The sequence below is a fragment of the Mesorhizobium sp. IMUNJ 23232 genome, from assembly GCF_044326205.1.
Taxonomy (GTDB): Bacteria; Pseudomonadota; Alphaproteobacteria; order Rhizobiales; family Rhizobiaceae; genus Kumtagia.
Window position 1 is genome coordinate 64,407 of record NZ_JBIRCY010000024.1, and the last position, 18,609, is coordinate 83,015.

General features: G+C 63.6%; 7 protein-coding genes. 1 reads left to right on the forward strand and 6 read right to left on the reverse strand.

The features are described 5' to 3' along the window. Positions 1 to 27: 27 nt before the first annotated feature. From ACH196_RS18390 to ACH196_RS18410, 5 genes are all read right to left on the reverse strand, one after another. Positions 28 to 1,110, reverse strand: a complete 1,083-nt coding sequence (locus ACH196_RS18390) for an ABC transporter ATP-binding protein (protein ID WP_396648367.1) — start codon at positions 1,108 to 1,110, stop codon at positions 28 to 30. Between the two features lie 13 nt (positions 1,111 to 1,123). After that, the gene (locus tag ACH196_RS18395) at positions 1,124 to 1,957 is read right to left on the reverse strand and encodes a carbohydrate ABC transporter permease (protein ID WP_396648368.1); all 834 of its coding nucleotides are present in this window, start codon (positions 1,955 to 1,957) and stop codon (positions 1,124 to 1,126) included. After that, entirely contained in the window at positions 1,954 to 2,814 is an 861-nt protein-coding gene (locus tag ACH196_RS18400) for a carbohydrate ABC transporter permease (RefSeq protein WP_396648369.1), read from the reverse strand. The genes ACH196_RS18395 and ACH196_RS18400 overlap by 4 nt, the downstream gene beginning before the upstream one ends. Before the next feature lie 72 nt (positions 2,815 to 2,886). Then, entirely contained in the window at positions 2,887 to 4,158 is a 1,272-nt protein-coding gene (locus ACH196_RS18405; RefSeq protein WP_396648370.1) for an ABC transporter substrate-binding protein, read from the reverse strand. A 114-nt stretch (positions 4,159 to 4,272) separates the two neighbouring features. Beyond that, on the reverse strand, positions 4,273 to 5,178 hold the full coding sequence (locus ACH196_RS18410) for a phytanoyl-CoA dioxygenase family protein (protein ID WP_396648371.1): 906 nt from the start codon (positions 5,176 to 5,178) through the stop codon (positions 4,273 to 4,275). A gap of 155 nt (positions 5,179 to 5,333) precedes the next feature. Here ACH196_RS18410 and ACH196_RS18415 point away from each other — a divergent pair, with 155 nt between their 5' ends. Further along, the gene (locus ACH196_RS18415) at positions 5,334 to 6,152 is read left to right on the forward strand and encodes a helix-turn-helix domain-containing protein (protein WP_396648392.1); all 819 of its coding nucleotides are present in this window, start codon (positions 5,334 to 5,336) and stop codon (positions 6,150 to 6,152) included. Positions 6,153 to 6,866: 714 nt separating this feature from the next. On the opposite strand, the gene ACH196_RS18420 is transcribed toward ACH196_RS18415, so the two are convergent. Continuing rightward, positions 6,867 to 18,293 (reverse strand): Ig-like domain-containing protein, encoded by an 11,427-nt coding sequence (locus ACH196_RS18420; protein WP_396648372.1) that lies wholly within the window; start codon positions 18,291 to 18,293, stop codon positions 6,867 to 6,869. Positions 18,294 to 18,609 lie beyond the last annotated feature (316 nt).

Below are 18,609 nucleotides of genomic sequence, written 5' to 3' on the forward strand. Positions count from 1 at the left end.
GCCGCTTCGGGCAATCGTGAAAAAGGGTCAGCGAAGCCGGCGGCCGCCGCTGTCGAAGAGCAGCGACCGGTCGACCTTGATCGAGACGGTCAGGTGATCGCCGTCGGCCCGATGCCGCGATGCCTCGCGCTCGATGATCAGCTCTTCCTTGCCGGCCCTGGCATAGACGTAGCTGACCGAACCGAGATGCTCGGCCACATCAGCCTTGATCGTGATGTCGCAGTCGCCTTCACCCGCATTGAAGAACTGCTCGGGCCTGACGCCGAGGACGATTTCGTCGCCGACCGAAGGCAGATCGGCGAGCGGCTTTCGCAGACGCGCCCCACCGTGGTTGACGAGTTCGATGACGGCCGCGTCGCTGCCTGTCTCGGCGATTCTGCCACTCAAGAAATTCATCTTCGGCGAGCCGACGAAACCGGCGACGAAGCGGTTGGCCGGATCGTCGTAGAGCTCGAGCGGCGCGCCGATCTGCTCGATCTTGCCAGCGTTGAGCACGACGATCCTGTCGGCCAGCGTCATCGCCTCGGTCTGGTCGTGCGTCACATAGATCATGGTGACGCCGAGTTCCTTGTGCAGGCGCGCCAGTTCGACCCGCATCTGCACGCGCAGTTCGGCGTCGAGATTGGAGAGCGGCTCGTCGAACAGGAAGACCTGCGGCTCGCGCACGATGGCGCGGCCGATGGCGACGCGCTGGCGCTGGCCGCCGGAGAGCTGCCGCGGTCGCCGTTGCATCAGCTCGTTGATGCGCAGGATTTCGGCCGCGCGCTTGACGCGCCGGTCGGTGTCGGCATTGGGGTTGCCTGTCATGCGCAGGCCAAACGACAAGTTCTGCTCAACCGTCATATGCGGGTAGAGCGCATAGGACTGGAACACCATGGCAATGCCGCGCTCGGCAGGCTCGACATCGTTGACGAGGCGGCCGCCGATGCTGATCTCGCCGGCGCTAATGTCCTCCAGCCCGGCGATCATGCGCAGAAGGGTAGACTTGCCGCAGCCGGACGGCCCGACGAAGACGACGAACTCGCCATCCTCGACATCAAGGCTGGCGCCATGGATGATCTCGAAAGCGCCGAAGCGCTTGACGACCGACTTGAGCGACAGCCCTGCCATGCTTCCTCTCGCGTTACTTGATCGCGCCGGCGGCGATGCCGGCGACGAAATGGCGCTGCAACAGCAGGAATACGACCAGCATCGGCGCAGTCAGCAGCACGGCGCCGGTCATGATGCCGCCCCAGGACACCTTGGTCAGCCCGATCAGGCTGCCCAGCGCCACCGGCGCGGTCATCATCTCCGGCCGGCTGTTGATCAGCAGCGGCCAGAGATAGTTGTTCCAGCTATGCAGGAAGAGGATGATCGACAGGGCCGCCAGCGTCGGCCGCGCCAGCGGCATGGCCACGAACAGGAAGATGCGCCACTCCTTGACGCCCTCGACACGCGCCGAGTCGAACAACTCGCCAGGCATCATCAGAAAGCTCTGGCGCATGAACAGCACGCCAAGCGAATTGAACAGCGGCGGCACGATCAGCGCGAACCAGGTGTTGTCGAGGTGAAAGTCGCGCGCCACCATGACGAATTGCGGGATCACCACGACGAAGTAGGGCAAGGTCAGAGTGCCAAGGATGGTTGTCAACACCGTCCTTTTGCCGACAAAGCGATAGCTGGCCAGCGCCCAGCCGGCCATTGAGGTCAACGCCACCGACAGCAACGTGTAGGCGATCGCCACCAGCACCGAGATCGTCGTTGCGCGGACGAAGCCGGTGTCGGCCTCCAGCGCCGCGAAGTTCGCGGCGAAATGCGTCGACGGCGCCAGATTGATGCCGGGGCTGAAGATGCCGTTGTCGTCCATTGTCGAGAACACCAGCATCATCCACAGCGGAAACAGCCAGATCAGCGCCAGCGGCGCCATCGCGCCGTGCAGCAGGATGCTGCGCTTCAGCTCGGTCGACGATTTCTTCATTGCTGACGCTCCCGTCCGAGCCACAGGTTGATGAGCGAAATGACGACGGCGAGCGCGGCGATGGTGTAGGCAATCGCCGACGCGTAGCCGAAGTTGAAGGTGTTGAAGCCCTGCCGGTAGAGGAACAGCCCGAGGGTTTCCGTCGCCTGGCCGGGACCGCCGCGGTTGGTGATCAGGAACGGCTCCGAGAACAGTTGCATGGTGCCGATGACGGAGATCACCACGCAGAGCAGGATGACGGGCTTGAGCAGCGGCAGGGTGATGAAGAAAAACTGCCTGAGCTTCGACACCCCGTCGAGCGTAGCGGCCTCGTAGACGTCCTCCGGTATGGATTGCAGCCCGGCGAGGATGATGATGGCGTTGTAGCCGGCCCAGCGCCAAGTCAGCGCGATGATGATCACCGCCATTGCGGCGTTCGGATCGGAAAGCCATGGAATAGTGGCGAGGCCCGCACCGGCAAGCATCTTGTTGATGATGCCGAACTCGTTGAACAGCAGACGGAACATCGCGGCATAGGCGACCTCGCCGACCACCACCGGGGCGAAGAAAGCGAAACGGAACAAGCCTCTCGCCTTCAGCGCGGGCGAGTTCAACAGCGTGGCCAGCACGGTCGCCAGCGCGATCATGATCGGCACCTGGATGACCAGGATGATCAGCGTGTTCTTCAGCGCGCTGGCGAAGGCCGGATCGACGAGAAGCCTGCCCCATGTGACGCGCGGATTGAAGGTCCAGTTGGCGGTCCTGGTGTTCAGGAACGACAGCCAGAACGAGTTGATGATCGGCCAGATCCAGAACGCCAGGAAGATGAGCAGATAGGGCGTCAGGAAGGCGTAGGCCGTCCGTGTGCGCAGCCGCATGGTTGTTTCCGCAAAGCTTCGAATTCCCGGGAAGGCCGCCGCCAGGTTACCTTCCCGCTATTCGGTGGAGACCTATGGCGCGATCGGCAATCCGGTCGCACCCGCGACCTGGTTGGCCACCTCGTCGAGCGCGGCCTTGGCGTCGGCATACTCACCGTTGAGATATTTGAGCTGCGTCGCCACCATGATCTTGTCGGCATCCTGGAAGAACGGCGTACCGCGGCTCGGCTTGACCTTCGGCAGCGTCGACAGGATGTCGACCCATACCTTCTGGCCGCCCCAGTAGGGTTGATCCGCCTTGACGTAGGGGTCGTCGAGCGCGCTGAGCAGCGAGGGCACCAGGCCGAACTCCTTCAGCATGGTGACCTGCCCCTCATTGGTTCCGAGCGTGTAATTGAGGTACGCCCAGGCAGCTTCTTTGCTCTTCGAGGCCGAGGTAATGGCGAGCGCGGAGCCGCCGAGATTGGCGGCGCGTGGCCCGTCCGCCGTGGCGCTGGGCATCATGTAGACGCCCCATTTTCCGGAAAGATCGGGTGAGGTCGAGCGGATGGTGCCTTCATACCAGCCGCCATACATCTGCGTCGCCACAGTGCCAGCCTTGTTGGCCTGGATCTTCTCGTCCCATGTACCGGCGATCAGTTCGCCGGCATCCTTCAGCGCCTTCACCTTTTCCAGTGCCGTCACGCAGCCCGGCTGGTTGACCGTGATCGACTGGCCGTCGCTGCCGAAATAGCCGCAGCCCTGCTCGTTGGCGATCATGCGGAAGAATTCCGCGTCGCCATTGATGTCGGCCTGGGTCATGGTGACGCCGGGATTGGCTTCCATGACCTTCTTGCCGGCGGCGATGAAATCGTCCCAGGTCTTGATGGTTGCCGGGTCGACGCCGGCCTTTTCGTAGAAGTCGCGGCGGTAGAACATGGCGACCGGACCGGAATCCCATGGCATCGCATAGGCCTTGCCGTTGACCTCGAGTTCGGTGCGCTTGAAGTCGGGGAACTTCGCGGCGATCTCGTCGGTGTAGCCCAGCGTCTTCAAATCGACGAAACAGTCGGGGAACTGGCTCCAGAATATCTCGGATTCGTGGTTCTCGATCGACAGGATGTCCGGCAGTCCGGCGCCGCCTGCCGCGCATCCGGCAAGCGTCTTGTCGAAAGTCTGCTGGTTGCCGAGATCCTCGACCGTGACCTTCACGTCGGGGAATTGCTTGTTGAAGCCGGCGACGGTGGCCTTCAGCGACGAGGCGGCGATGTTCCAGCTCCAGATCGTGATTTCACCGGATTGCGCAAAGGCCGGGCCGGAGCCCAGGGCAAGCGCGAGCGCGGCGCAGGTCATTGTCATGCGCATTGAAATCCTCCCATTTCATTTGCTCCCTCTACGAGCCCGGCTAGACTAGGCCGTGCGCGCCGCCCGTCTCCCGCAAAAGGAACATGAACTTGCCGGATGGTAAGATCGCACGGACTAGAGACCGTCGTCGGGCGACCAGTGATTTGACCAGCGCGCATCGATCTCCTCTGCCACGGGCTGGTAGCGAATATCCGTCGACAGCCGCATGAGCCCGTCCGGATCGACATTGGTCGTTGCCGCATGGATGGTGTAGGGGCTGTGCAGCACCACGTCGCCGGCTTCGTAGTCGGCAATCAGCCAGCGCCGGTCGAAGCGGTCGGCCATGTCGGGCAGGTCCTTGGAGATCCAGCCGGTCTCCGACATGTTCCTGTTGAAGGCGCTGATCCGTTCCTGCGGCGGCAGATCGGCATTGGCCCGGGCGAACTCCTCCTCCAGCCTGCGCCCGATTCTGTGCGAGCCTTCGAGATAGATGAGGCCACCCATGCGCACCGGCACGTCGCCGACCGGGATCCATGCAGTCACCAGCCGCTTCGTGCCGCCGCGCAGGTAGACGAGGTCGTAGTGCGCGCCGGTCGAGGACGGGTCGTTGGGACGGGTGTATCGGATCAGCTTGCGCTTGTGCAGGTAGGACATGCCACCAAGGAACCGGTCGAGGAAGGACCAGAGCTCTGGCTTAAGACAAAAGGATTCGTAGGCGGCCGAACGCACGAGCTGAAACAGCACCTTTCGCGCGCCTTCGCCGGCGCCTTCCGCCGGATTGGCGATGCCATCGAGGGGATCGGTGCCGGGAGCCAGCAGGCCGGTGGCGGCGAACTGCCTGAAGAAATAGCGCCGGAACGCCAGCACCTCGTCGCGCGGCAGCAGGCCCTTCAGCCACAGATACCCCTGGTCCTCATAGCGCGCCGCCAGCCGGTCGAGCGGTTCGGCGGGATCGCTGGCGGCCAGCCGTCCAAGACGTGCCGGCGCGTCGTCGAGACGGTAGCCGTTGGACGTCAGGGGAATCTCCGGCAGGCTTGGCATCGGCTCTCCTCCCAATTCGTTTGCGCTATGCGACGGTGACGCTAGACTGGAGCGCGTTCCACGTCTCTGCGGAAAGGAACATCTATTTGGCGAATGGTAGGATCATCGGCGGTTCGGTGTGGCAGCCCGGGGTCAGCTCGGTCGAAAGCGCGCCCATGGCGCTGCAGATGTTCCACAACCACCCGAGTGTGATGACGACGCCGCATTGGCACGCCCAGGTGGAAGTCAATTTCATCGTGCGCGGCACCGTGCACTACCTGATGGCCGAGCACGAGTTGACGTTGTCGGCCGGCGATCTCTGCCTTTTCTGGGGCGGCCTGCCGCATCAGATGGACTGGCGCAGCGAGGACACGATCTATGCCGGCGCGCATCTGCCGCTGGTGCACTTCTTCCGGCTGCAGTTGCCCGACGATCTGCGGCATCGGCTGATGACCGGGACAACCCTCGTCACCGACGCGACCGACAGTTCCGACGAGCATAATTTCGAGCGCTGGAACCGCTATGCGCGTTCGGGCGATGCGGCCAGGGCCGAGCACGCGGTGAGCGAACTCCTGCTCAGGCTGCAACGTTTCCGTTTCGAGCCCTACCGGCTTGTCCCCGACACGCCGCCGGGCGAGACCGGCGGCGTCTTCGACCAGCAGTCCTCGCGCAATGTCGGGCGCATGTGCGACTTCATTGCCGAGCACTTCCTCTATGACGTCGATTGCCTCGATATCGCGGCCGCTGCCGACATCCACCCGAAATACGCGATGAACATCTTCAAGAAATCGACCGGCATGACGCTCAACGAATATGTAAACCTGCTGCGGCTGAGCTACGCTCAGGCAATGCTGATGCACGAGGGTGCAAAAGTGCTGACGGTCGCCATGGACAGTGGCTTCGGTTCGTTGAGCGCCTTCAACAAATCCTTCCGCAAGCTTGCCGGCATGTCGCCCTCCGACTTTCGAAAGATTTCCGCGAGAGGCTCGGCCTGAGGTTCTGTTGGAACGGGCCTGCCGTCAGTGGCGATGTACGGAATCTCGAAACGCATCGTGAATTGGCCGAGATGTTGCCGGCGTAGTTGGAGGATGGATACCTAGCCTGGAGACGCAGCCGAAACGGCTCCGTATGCAGGAGTCAGCAGATAAGTTCATTGATGAAAATCAGTTTTATTCACAGTCGGACGTGTCAGCGTGGCTCGCCACGAACGGTGTGCTCTTACCCTGACCCCATCCCCAGCACGCTGGGCTGGTAAGGCCCGCCGCCTAACAGAGCGGCGGGCGTTGCATGTGGGGCGTACCGCCCGGGGCAGGCCCCACTACACTACATTCAGCCTATGGACCTTTGAACCGCAATTGCTACAATCAGAGCGCGAGACTGATCCAAATAGATCGGTCCCGCGCCCTGGGTAGGGGACATTCTGCCTTGTCTGTGTATCTGCAGGCTGGCCCCGCTGTTCCCTAGAGCCGCGGGTCAGATTCTCCAATCATAATAGATGATGTAACTTTACCCCAAGAAAACCCACTGCGAATTTGACGAGGTCAATATTCGGCGAAGGCTCTCCGCATTTCGCGCGAGGACTAACGCAAACGCACGGCAGGAATGCGGTCTGGCTCTCGATCGTGGCAGGAACTACACTATACTACATTGCGCTACACTTCTCTACGCCCGCCCTCTCGAATTCGACAGGGCGGGCGTTTTAGTCTCGCTTACACCACGAAGAAATCCAGGTTGGTCAGTGCCGTGAGCGGTGTGACCTTTGCAAATGCAATGGCCGCATTCGCGCCTGTTCCGTCGCTGTCGTAGCTGACGATCCCCGTGCTGGAGTTGTAGATGATGCGGTCGAGCGCATCAGCCGCCGCAGAACCGACGACGAAGGCAGTGGCGGCGAGCGTGCCGGTCGCCGTCAGCGCGGTGAAGACGCCAGTATTTTCCAGCCGGAACGTGTCGTCCGCGACGGAAAAATCCGTGATCGTGTCGACATTGGTGCTGCTGTTCAGCGCGGAGTTGAAGAAGTACGTATCGGTTCCCGCGCCGCCTGTCAGCGTGTCGTTCCCCAGCCCTCCGTTGATCAGATCAGCACCGTTGCCACCATTGATCACGTTTGCCCCGTTGTTGCCTGTCAGCGTGTCGGCAAATGCCGAACCGGTCAGGCTTTCGATGGAGCTGTAGGTATCGCCCTTCGCATCGCCGGCATTGGCTGCCGGAGAGATCAGACTTGCGATGATCCCGGAGGCGGCATCCTCATAAGATGCGGTATCCGATCCGGCGCCTCCACTGAAGGCATCCGCGCCGATCCCGCCGACCAGGACGTCGTTGCCATCCTGGCCGAAAAGGTTGTCATTGCCGGCCAGGCCGAAGACCTTGTCGTCGCCGAGACCGCCAATGATGCTGTTCGTGCCGGTATTGCCTGTCAGGGTGTCGGCAAATGCCGAGCCGGTCAGGCTCTCGACCGAATTGTAGGTGTCGCCCAGGGCATCGCCCGTGTTGGCGCCGGGATTCGTCAGGCTGGCAACAACAGCGGCCGCTGCCGTGTCGTAAGACGCACGGTCGCTGCCATTGCCGCCGCTCAAGGCATCTGCGCCAGCCCCGCCAACCAGAACATCGTTGCCGTCCTGGCCGAACAGGCTGTCGTTTCCGCCAAGCCCAAAGACCGTGTCGTTTCCGCTTCCGCCGATGATGCTGTTGGTCGCAGCCGTGCCGGTAAGGGTGTCGTCGAAATCCGAACCGGTGAGGCTTTCGATCGCGGTGTAGGTGTCGCCTGCGGCATCGCCTGTATTGCCCGCCGTGTTCGTCAGGCTGGCAATCACCGCTGCCGCCGCCGTCTGATAAGACACCCGGTCGCTGCCGGCGCCGCCGTCTAGCGTGTCGGCGCCTGCACCACCGATCAACACGTCGGCGCCGTTGCCGCCCTTGAGCACGTTTGCCCCGTTGTTGCCGGTCAGCGTGTCGGCAAATGCCGAACCGGTCAAGTTCTCGATCGAGCTGTAGGTGTCGCCTGCCGCATCGCCGGTATTCGCTGCCGGAGACACCAGGCTTGCGAGGATCCCGGCGGTGGCATCCTCGTAAGATGCGGTGTCCGATCCAACGCCTCCACTGAAGGCATCGGCGCCGGCCCCGCCGACCAGGATGTCATTGCCATCCTGACCGAAAAGGTTGTCATTGCCGGCCAGACCGAAGACCTTGTCGTTGCCGAGACCGCCAATGATGCTGTTCGTGCCGGTATTGCCTGTCAGGGTGTCGGCAAATGCCGAGCCGGTCAGGCTCTCGACCGAATTGTAGGTGTCGCCCAGGGCATCGCCTGCGTTGACGCCGGGGTTTGTCAGGCTGGCAACAACAGCGGCCGTTGCCGTGTCATAAGACGCTCGGTCGCTGCCGTTGCCGCCGCTCAGGGCATCCACGCCAGAGCCGCCAACCAGAACATCGTTGCCGTCCTGGCCGAACAGGCTGTCGTTTCCACCAAGACCAAAGACCGTGTCGTCGCCGAGACCCGCAATGATGCTGTTGGTCGCAGCCGTACCGGTAAGGGTGTCGTTGAAGTTCGACCCGGTCAGGCTTTCGATCGAGGTGTAGGTGTCGCCCGCGGCATCGCCTGTATTGCCCGCCGCGTTCGTCAGGCTGGCAATCACCGCTGCCGCCGCCGTTTGATAAGACACCCGGTCGCTGCCGGCGCCGCCATCCAGCGCGTCGGCACCCGCTCCACCCGTCAGCAAGTCGTTGCCATTGCCGCCGCTGAGCGTGTTTGCCCCGCCGTCACCGGTCAGCGTATCGTCGGCCGAGCCGCCGATTACATTCTCGATGTTCCTGACCGTGTCTTCGGCAACGCCGCCCACAGTGGCAGTCGCGTTCGTGCTGCCATTCAGCGTGAGGACGACGGCTGCCGTCTTGTCGCTGTAGTCGACCGTGTCTAAACCAGTTCCACCGTCCAGGGTGTCCTTGCCGGCTCCGCCCTTCAGGACGTTTGCTGCGCCGTCGCCCGTCAGAGTGTCGTCGCCGGATCCACCGATTATGTTCTCGACGTTTTTGACCGTGTCTTCCGCAACACCGCCCACAAAGGCTGTCGCGTTCGTGCTGCCGTTCAGCGTAAGGACGACGGCTGCCGTCTTGTCGCTGTAGTCGACCGTGTCGGAACCAGTTCCACCGTCGATGGCGTCCTTGCCCAACTTGCCTCTCAGCAGGTCGTTGCCACCCAGTCCGTTGATCGCGTCCTCTTCGTCCGTTCCGATCAGGATGTTGTCATTGTTGTCGCTTGGGATGTTACCGGACACATTGGTGACCGTAACGGCGATCGCCTGGCTGTCCGTCAGCGTGCCGTCGGAGACTTCGACGACGACGTCATAGACGTTGTTGCCGCCGACATCGCCGGGGATTTCGAAATCCGGTGCAGAGGTAAAACTGAGCACGCCCGTCGAACTGACTTGGAACTTGCCCGCATCCGCGCCGGAGAGCGAGTAGAGCAGCGTCGTTCCTACGTCAGGGTCCGTCGCGGTGACAGTCGTCACCGCAGTGCCGTTCTCCGGCACCGAGATTCCGGCCGAGGTCCCACCGCCATCGGAAGTGATGACAGGAGCCTGATTGAGTGCGAGCAGGTAGGTCTGCGTGTCCTGCGCGACAGCCGTATTTCCTGCCGCATCGGTGACGGACACACTGGCTTCGATCTTGCTGTCTGAATCGGCAGCGAGATCGCTTCCCTTCACGTCGATGCTGAAGGTTCCGCTGTTCGCAGTGCCGCTGTAGTCCTTGCCGTTCACCGTCAGGGTGATGGTATCGCCATTCTCAACGTCGCCGCCAACTGTACCGGTGATCGAGACGTCGCCAGCCGCTTCAGCCGCACTGAGCGTATTGTCCGCCGTGACCAAGCCGATGGTGATCGTCGCCGCCGCCGTGGTGTCGAGCACGGTCGCGCCGGGTGCGCCATTGGCGGTGTTGCCGGCAGTGTCCGCGGCCGAGATGGTGACGGTGATGTTCCCATCGGCAAGGCCGGAGAGATCGGCCGAGCCGCTGCTGGTGACGCCGGTCAACACGACCGGCGTGCCGCCGCCACTTGACGTGAAGGTGATCGTCGCCGTGGCATCCGGATCGAGGCCGGCTACGGTGTAGGCGACATTCGCCTTCTCGGCATTTCCGACAAGGCTGTCTGCTATCGAGACAGCGAGGTTGCCGCCCTGGTCGGCAACCGTGTCGAGCACGGTCGCGCCGGAGGTGCCGTTGGCATTGTTGCCGGCAGTGTCAGTGGCCGAGATGGTGACGGTGACGTTGCCGTCGGACAGGCTGGTCAGGTCGACCGAACCGCTGCCGGTGATGCCGGTCAAAACAACCGGCGTGCCACCGCCGCTTGAAGTGAAGGTGATCGTCGCCGTGGCATCTGGATCGAGGCCCGTCACGGTATAGGCGACATTCGCCTTCTCGGCATTTCCGACAAGGCTGTCTGCTAACGAGACAGCGAGGTTGCCGCCCTGGTCGGCAACCGTGTCGAACACGGTCGCGCCGGACGCGCCGTTGGCGGTGTTGCCGGCCGTATCGGTGGCCGAGATGGTGACGGTGATGTTGCCGTCGGCAAGGCCGGTGAGATCCGCCGAGCCGCTGCCGGTGACGCCGGTCAGCACGACGGGGGTGCCGCCGCCGCTGGAGGTGAAGGTGATCGTCGCCGTGGCGTCCGGATCGAGGCCGGCCACTGTGTAGGCGACGCTGGTCTTTTCAGCAGCACCGACAAGATTGTCGTTAACGGAGACGGCGAGGTCGCCACCCTGGTCGGCAACCGTGTCGAGCACGGTTGCGCCGGGTGCGCCGGCGACGGTGTTGCCGGCCGTATCGGTAGCCGAGATGGTGACAGTAACGTTGCCGTCGGCGAGCGCCGAGAGATCGACAGAGCCGCTGCCGGTGATGCCGGTCAAAACGACCGGCGTGCCGCCGCCGCTTGAAGTGAAGGTGATCGTCGCCGTGGCATCCGGATCGAGGCCGGCCACGGTGTAGGCGACATTGGTCTTCTCGGCATCGCCGATGAGATTGTCGGGAATGGAAACCGCAAGGTCGCCGCTAACCGTGCTGTCGAGCACTGTCGCGCCGGGCGCGCCGCTAGCTGTATTGCCGGCTGCGTCCGTCGCCGAGATGGTGACCGTAATGTTCCCATCGGACAGGCCGGTGAGGTCGACCGAACCGCTGCCGGTGATACCGGTCAGCACGACCGGCGTGCCGCCACCGCTTGACGTGAAGGTGATCGTTGCCGAAGCGTCCGGATCGAGGCCGGCCACGGTGTAGGCGACGCTGGTCTTCTCGACAGCACCGACAAGATTGTCTGAGACCGAGACGGCAAGGTCGTTGCCCTGGTCCGCCGTGGTGTCGAGCACTGTCGCGCCGGGAGCGCCGTTGACCGTGTTGCCGGCCGCATCGGTGGCCGAGATGGTCACGGTGATGTTGCCGTCGGCAAGGCCGGTGAGGTCGGCCGAGCCATTGCCGGTGACGCCGGTCAGGACGACAGGCGTGCCGCCACCGCTTGAAGTGAAGGTGATCGTTGCCGTGGCGTCGGGATCGAGGCCTGCCACGGTGTAGGCGACGCTGGTCTTCTCGGCAGCACCGACGAGATCGTCCGTAACCGAGACGGCAAGGTCGCTGCCTTGGTCCGCCGTGGTGTCGAGCACGGTCGCGCCGGGTGCGCCATTGGCGGTGTTGCCGGCCGCATCGGTGGCCGAGATGGTGACGGTGACGTTGCCGTCGGCAAGGCCGGTGAGATCGGCCGAGCCGCTGCCGGTGACGCCGGTCAGGACGACTGGCGTGCCGCCGCCGCTGGAGGTGAAGGTGACGGTCGCCGTGGCGTCGGGATCGAGCCCGGCCACGGTGTAGGCGACGCTGGTCTTCTCGGCAGCACCGACAAGATTGTCTGAGACCGAGACGGCAAGGTCATTGCCCTGGTCTGCCGTGGTGTCGAGCACCGTCGCGCCAGGCGCGCCGGTGGCGGTGTTGCCGGCTGTGTCAGTGGCCGAGATGGTCACGGTGACGTTGCCGTCGGCAAGCCCAGTGAGATCGGCCGAGCCGCTGCCGGTGACGCCGGTCAGCACGACTGGCGTGCCGCCGCCGCTGGAGGTGAACGTCACGGTTGCCGTCGCATCGGGATCTAGGCCCGCCACGGTGTAGGCGACGCTGGTCTTCTCGGCGGCGCCGACAAGATTGTCGCTAACGGAGACGGCAAGGTCGCCGGTGCCGTCCGCCGTCGTGTCGAGCACGGTCGCGCTGGGCGCGCCGTTGGCGGTGTTGCCGGCTGTGTCAGTGACCGAGATGGTGACGGTGATGTTGCCGTCGGCAAGGCCGGTGAGATCGGCCGAGCCATTGCCGGTGACGCCGGTCAGCACGACCGCGGTGCCGCCGCCGCTGGAGGTGAAGGTGATCGTCGCCGTGGCATCCGGATCGAGGCCGGCCACGGTGTAGGCGACGCTGGTCTTCTCGGCGTTGTTGACGAGATCGTCCGCAACGGAGACGGCAAGGTCGCCGCCCTCGTCGGCGATGGTGTCGAGCACGGTCGCGCCGGATGCGCCGGCGGCTGTGTTGCCGGCCGCATCGGTGGCCGAGACGGTGGCGGTGATCGGCCCGTCGGTCAGTCCCGACAGGTCGGCGACGCCGTTGACGCCCTGGACCGAATTGGTGCCGTCGGTGAAAGTGACGGTTGCCGTGGCATCGCCGTCGAGACCTGCCACGGTGTAGGCAACACTGGTCTTCTCGGCGTTGCCGACGAGATTGTCCTCAACCGAGACGGCGAGGTCGCTGTCCTCGTCCGCCGTGGTGTCCACGGTGTAGGCCCGGTCAGCCGTCGCCGTTGCTGGATTCCCGGAAGAATCGATCGTCGAGACGCTGGCGTGCACATTCGTGTCGAGGGCCAGGTCGGTCCCGAGCACGTCGATGCTGAAGGCATTGCCGGAGACAAAGCCGACATACTCGCTGCCATGGACCGTCAGCGTCACGAGGTCGCCGTCCTGGACGTCTCCGCCGACGGTACCGGTCAAGGTCACCAGGCCGGCCTCTTCCGTTGCGTTGATGATGTCGTCGCCGGCGATGACATCGAGCGTGATGCTTGCTGCCCCCGAAAGGTCCACGGTGTAGGCCTGGTCCGCAGTCTCGGTCGCTTCATTTCCGAACGCGTCCGTGGCGGTGACGCTGGCATGCACGGTGCTCGCGCCAGCGAGGGCACTGCCGAGCACGTCGATGCTGAACGTGCCGCCGGAGGCTTCACCAGTGTAGTTTACGCTGTTGATGGTGAGCGTGACGATGGTGCCGTCCGCGACATCGGGGCCGAGTTGGCCGGTCACCGCGATAGTCTGCCCCGCCTCTTCGGTATTGATGATATTGTCGTCGGTGATCGGATTGATGACGATCCACGCCTCGACGGTCGTATCGACGGTGTAGGCCTGGCTCGAGGTCAGCGCTGTGGTGTTGCCGAGGTCGTCGGTTGCGGCCACACTGACATCGACCGTGGTGTCGGTATCGGCCGCGAGGTCGCTGCCCTTCACGTTGATGCTGAAGGCGCTGCCCGACACCGTCCCGGTGTAGGTTTCGCCATTGACGGTCAGGGTTACGCTGTCGCCGTCCTTGGCGTCGCCGCCGACGAAGCCCGTAATGGCGATGTTCGCCGTCGCCGCCTCGGTGGCGTTGATGACGTTGTCGTCGGTGATCGGGTCGAGGATGACGAACCCATCCGCCTGTGTATCCAGCACGGTCGCGCCGGGAGCGCCGTCGGCGTGGTTGCCGGCCGTATCGGTGGCCGAGATGGTGACTGTGATGTCGCCGTCGGCAAGGCCAGACAGGTTGGCGGTGCCGCTGCCGGTGACGCCGTTCAGCACGATCGGCGAGCCGCCGTTGCTGGAGGTGAAGGTGACGGTCGCCGTGGCATCTGGATCGAGACCGGTCACCGTGAAGGCGACGTTTGCCTTCTCGGCATTGTTGACGAGATCGTCCGCAATCGAGACGGCAAGGTCGCCGCCCTGGTCGGCAACAGTGTCCAGCACCGCTGCTGCGGGTGCGCCGTTGGCCGTGTTGCCGACCGCGTCGGTGGCCGAGACGGTGACGGTGATGTCGCCGTCGGTGAGACCGGAGAGATTGGCCGAACCGCCGCCGGTGAGGCCGGCCAGCACGACCGGCGAGCCACCGCCACTTGAGGTGAAGGTGACCGTGGCTGTCGCATCCGGATCGAGGCCGGCAATCGAGAAGGCGACACTTGTTTTCTCGGCATTGCCGATCAGGCCGTCAGGGATCGACACGGCAAGATTGCCACCCTGGTCTGCCGTCGTGTCGACACTGTATGTCTTGGAGTTTTCAGCCGTGACCGGATTACCCGCGGCGTCCGTCGCCGCGACGCTGGCATGGATGCTCGATCCAGCCGCCAGGTCCGCGCCGCTTACATTGATGCTAAAGCTCGTACCGCTCACGGTGCCACCGTAGGTGTTGCCATTCACGGTCAGCGTGACGGCATCGCCGTCGTTGGCATCGCCGCTGACCGTTCCGGTTACGGCCACCGTTCCGCCGGCTTCGGCGGCGTTGATGATGTTGTCGGCGGTGATGTCGTTCACCGCGATCGTAGCAGTCGCCGTGAGATCGACCTGGTATGAATGGTCGCTTGTGCCAGTCGCGGTGTTGCCGGCGGCGTCGGTCGCCGAAACGCTCGCATGGACGTTCGTGTCAAGCACGAGATCCGCGGTGTCCACATTGATGCTGAAGCTCGTGCCGCTGACGGTGCCGTCATAGTTGTGCCCGTTCACGGTCAGCGTGACGGTGTCGCCGTCCTTCGCATCGCCGCCGACCGTACCGGTGACGGCTATCGGGCCGCCGGCTTCCGCGGCGTTGATGATGTTGTCGGCGGTAATCGAATTCACGCTGATCGTGGCCGTGGCCGCGAGATCGACCTGGTATGCACGGTCCGCAGTGCCCGTCGCCGTGTTACCGACTGCGTCGGTCGCCGTGACGCTGGCGTGGATATTGGTGTCTTGAGCCAGTTCGCTGCCACTCACCTCGATGCTGAAAGACCCGCCGCTGACGGTGCCGTCGTAGTTGTTCCCGTTCACCGTAATGGTGACAATATCGCCGTTCTGCACATCGCCGCCGACTGTGCCCGTGATCGTCACGGTCGTCCCGGATTCCTGGGCATTGATGATGTTGTCGGCGGTTACCGGATTCACGCTGATCGTGGCGAAGGCCGCTGTATCGACGGCGTATGAGTTCGAGTTCGTCGACGCCGCCGGCGGATTGCCCGCCGCGTCGGTCCAGTTCGTTCCCACCGTGACCACGTTGCTGGCGTTTTCTACGCCGGCATCCGGGGTCAGTATCGCGGTGAAGACAAGCGGATCGCCCGTCGGAAGAATCTGGCTCAGCGTGCCGTTGCCGACCGTCACGTCGTCATTGGTAAAGTTGGACGGCGCTTCGCTGAACGTGAAGGTGACGAGCGAGGTCTCGCCAGAGATAAGCGCCGCGTCGTCCACGACGATCGAGACCGTCGGCGCAGTGGTTTCCACCGCGACCGTCCCGGTCGGATTGGCGATCGCTCCAGCCGTGTCCGCGTCGTTGCCGGCCGCGTCCCTGATGGTGGCGCCGTTGAGAGCGATGCCGGTCACCTCTAGATCCGCGGTGGATTCGCCGCCGGCCGGCGTGTAGCTGAAGACCAGGGAGCCGGTTCCGCTGCCGCTGACGAGGGTCGCGACGCCGCCGCTGCTAAGGGCCAGGGTGGGCGGGCCGCCAGCAACCGTGACCGCCTCGCTGAAATTGACGACCAGTTCGATAGGCTCCCCTGCCGCAAGCGCGCCGTCGTTGGTTCCATACTCCACGGAGGAGACGGTCGGCGTCGTGGTATCTACCGCGACCGTGCCGGCCGGATTGGTGACGATCCCTGTTGTGACGGCATCGTTGCCGGACGCGTCCTTGATGGTCGCGCCGCCGAGGTCGAAGCCGGTCACCTCGAGGTCCGCGGTGGTTTGGCCGCTGGCCGGCGTGTAGCTGAAGACCAGGGCACTGCTGCCGCTGCCGCTGACGAGGGTCGCGGTGCCGCCTCCGCTCAGGGCCAGCGTGGGCGTCCCGCCCGCAACTGTGACCGCCTCGCTGAAGTTGACGATCAGTTCGATCGTCTCACCGGTTGCGAGCGCGCCGTCATTGGTGCCGTACTCCACAGACGAGACGGTCGGTATGGCGGCATCCACCACAACAGTGCCCGGCGGATTGGTGACCGCCCCTGCCGTATCCGCATCGTTGCCGGCCGCATCCCTGATGGTTGCGCCGTTGAGCGTGATGCCGGTCACCTCCAGGTCGGGGGTCGATTCTCCGAAGACCGGCGTGTAGCTGAAGACAAGTGCGGTGGTTCCGCTGCCGCTTACGAGGGTCGCGGTGCCGCCGCTGCTGAGCGTCAGGGTGGGTGGGCCGCCTGCGACCGTGACTGCCTCGCTGAAGTTGACGATCAGTTCGATTGGCTCTCCAACCGACAGGGTGCCGTCGTTGGTGCCGTAGGCGACGGACGAGACGCTCGGGGCGGCTGTGTCGACGGCCTGAATGGACTGGCTCGCAGCCACGCTGGGATTGCCCGCAGTGTCGTTCGCTGCGCCGGCTCCAACATCCACGGTAATGTTGCCGGTGAACCCTGCCGCCGGCGTGACGACTAAGGTATAGGTGTCGCCGTCTACAGCGGTGAAGGTTCCCTTGGTGCCGTTGACCACTACGTCGGTGGCGTCAAAGCCCGTGACGGTTTCGCTGAACTGGAAAGTGTAGACGATGTCGCCGCCAGCGATGTTCGCGGTGCCCGGCTCGTCGTCGCTGATGGTGACGGTCGGCGCGATCTCATCGACGTCGGTGAGGTTCAGCGTGTAGCTTTTCGATGCATCGGGGTTCCCTCCGACGGACGCGTCATTCACGTTCACCGTGACCGAGTAGCTGGACTTCGTCTCAAAATCGAGCGTCACGCCTGCCTTCACGAACAGTTCCGTTCCGACGATCTCGAAGCTCGCCGCATCGGTGCCCGACAGTGACAGGGTGTTCGTGCCCTGGGTATCCGGATCGGTCACGACGATGTCGGCCACCTTGACATGTGTCGCGGTGCTCGTGTTCTCGGCGAGCGCGGTGGTCGCATTGGCGAAATTCACCGCTGTCGGCGCGTCATTAACCGCAGTGATATTCACCGATGAGCCGCCGTCACTGTCACCTGCGTCGCCGTCATCGTCGTTCGCAACCAAAGTAATCGCGCGACCGCCGGACGGCGGCGAATCGGACGTATTCCGGAACTGGAATGCGCGAGCAAGGGCAGTAACGACCGTGTCATCGCTCGGGCTAAACAAGAACAAGCTGTTTAAGTTGACCTGTAACGCGGCACCGTTGACGCCATTGCTTGTGTTGTCGATTGTGCCGATCAATGTCCCCAGGTTGGAGCCGGTCTCGTTCGACTGCCTGTAGTAGACATTCGAACCGCTGACAAAAATGCCAGTGGTGGTGCCAGACACCCATGTCGTGCCGACCGTCAGTTGATCTCCCGCATGCGCAGATGCCACGCTTACACGAAGAGAAGTCCCGGAATTGCTGTCGTTCCAGGAGCCAATCGACACATTGGTGTCGATAAAGACTGCACCCGCCTGTTCAGTAGGAGTCAGCGCAGCGTTCCAGTTGCTAATTGTCGGCGCAAGCACATGCTCGTAGGAAGAAACGCCTTCCGCCGTCAGCGGCGAGCGGTCTTGGTTTGGGCGAGCCTGCACGTCGAGTTCCCAAGCGCCGCCCTTGTCGGCAGCTCCGACAAGACCCGTCGAAGCCGCGATCGATGCGCCGGTAGCGGCGGTCAGCGCCGCAAGAAAAGCGGCGCCCTCAAATCCCTTTGCGGTCTCGCAGGCCCATAGCCTGATCTCGCCGCCGTCGAGCGATCTGCCGATCGCTGCGAGGTCGTCCGCATGGAGGTCCAGCGCGTCCGCGCCGACAGGTCCCGAGGCAAATTCGATGCTGCCCGGCCGGCCATGGGCGATGATGTGGATCGCCTCTATGTCGCGATGGCTCTTGATGCCATCGGCGATCTGGGCCAGCGCCGGCGCGTCGCGCGACAGGACGATGGCGTCCACTCCGTCCCTGAGGTGAGCCCTCAACTGTTCGATGGCGGAAATGTTGGCATCCAGGAACGCAACTTCACGAGCCATAGGTCTTCCTCCGGAACGGCAGGCTGTTGTGACGGTCCTTCACAAGCCTGCAGGCACGGAGCAGCCGGATTTTTTGGCAAAAAGAGGAGTCTCTCGAAGGCTGGCGTACCGGAAGGCAGCGCCATTTCGATCATGCCAGTGACCCGGACACCTTAAGCTGGTGCAAGGCCCACGCGGGCTTGATTAGAGATCCGTGATATTCCTCGTCCTTGCCTTAAGAACCCACCTGCCCCAGACAAATTAACCCCTCGTTCACCTTTAGCTACGGCAGTGACCAGCGGGATTGATATTTGTCAGCGGAGCCCGGTGTTTCCAT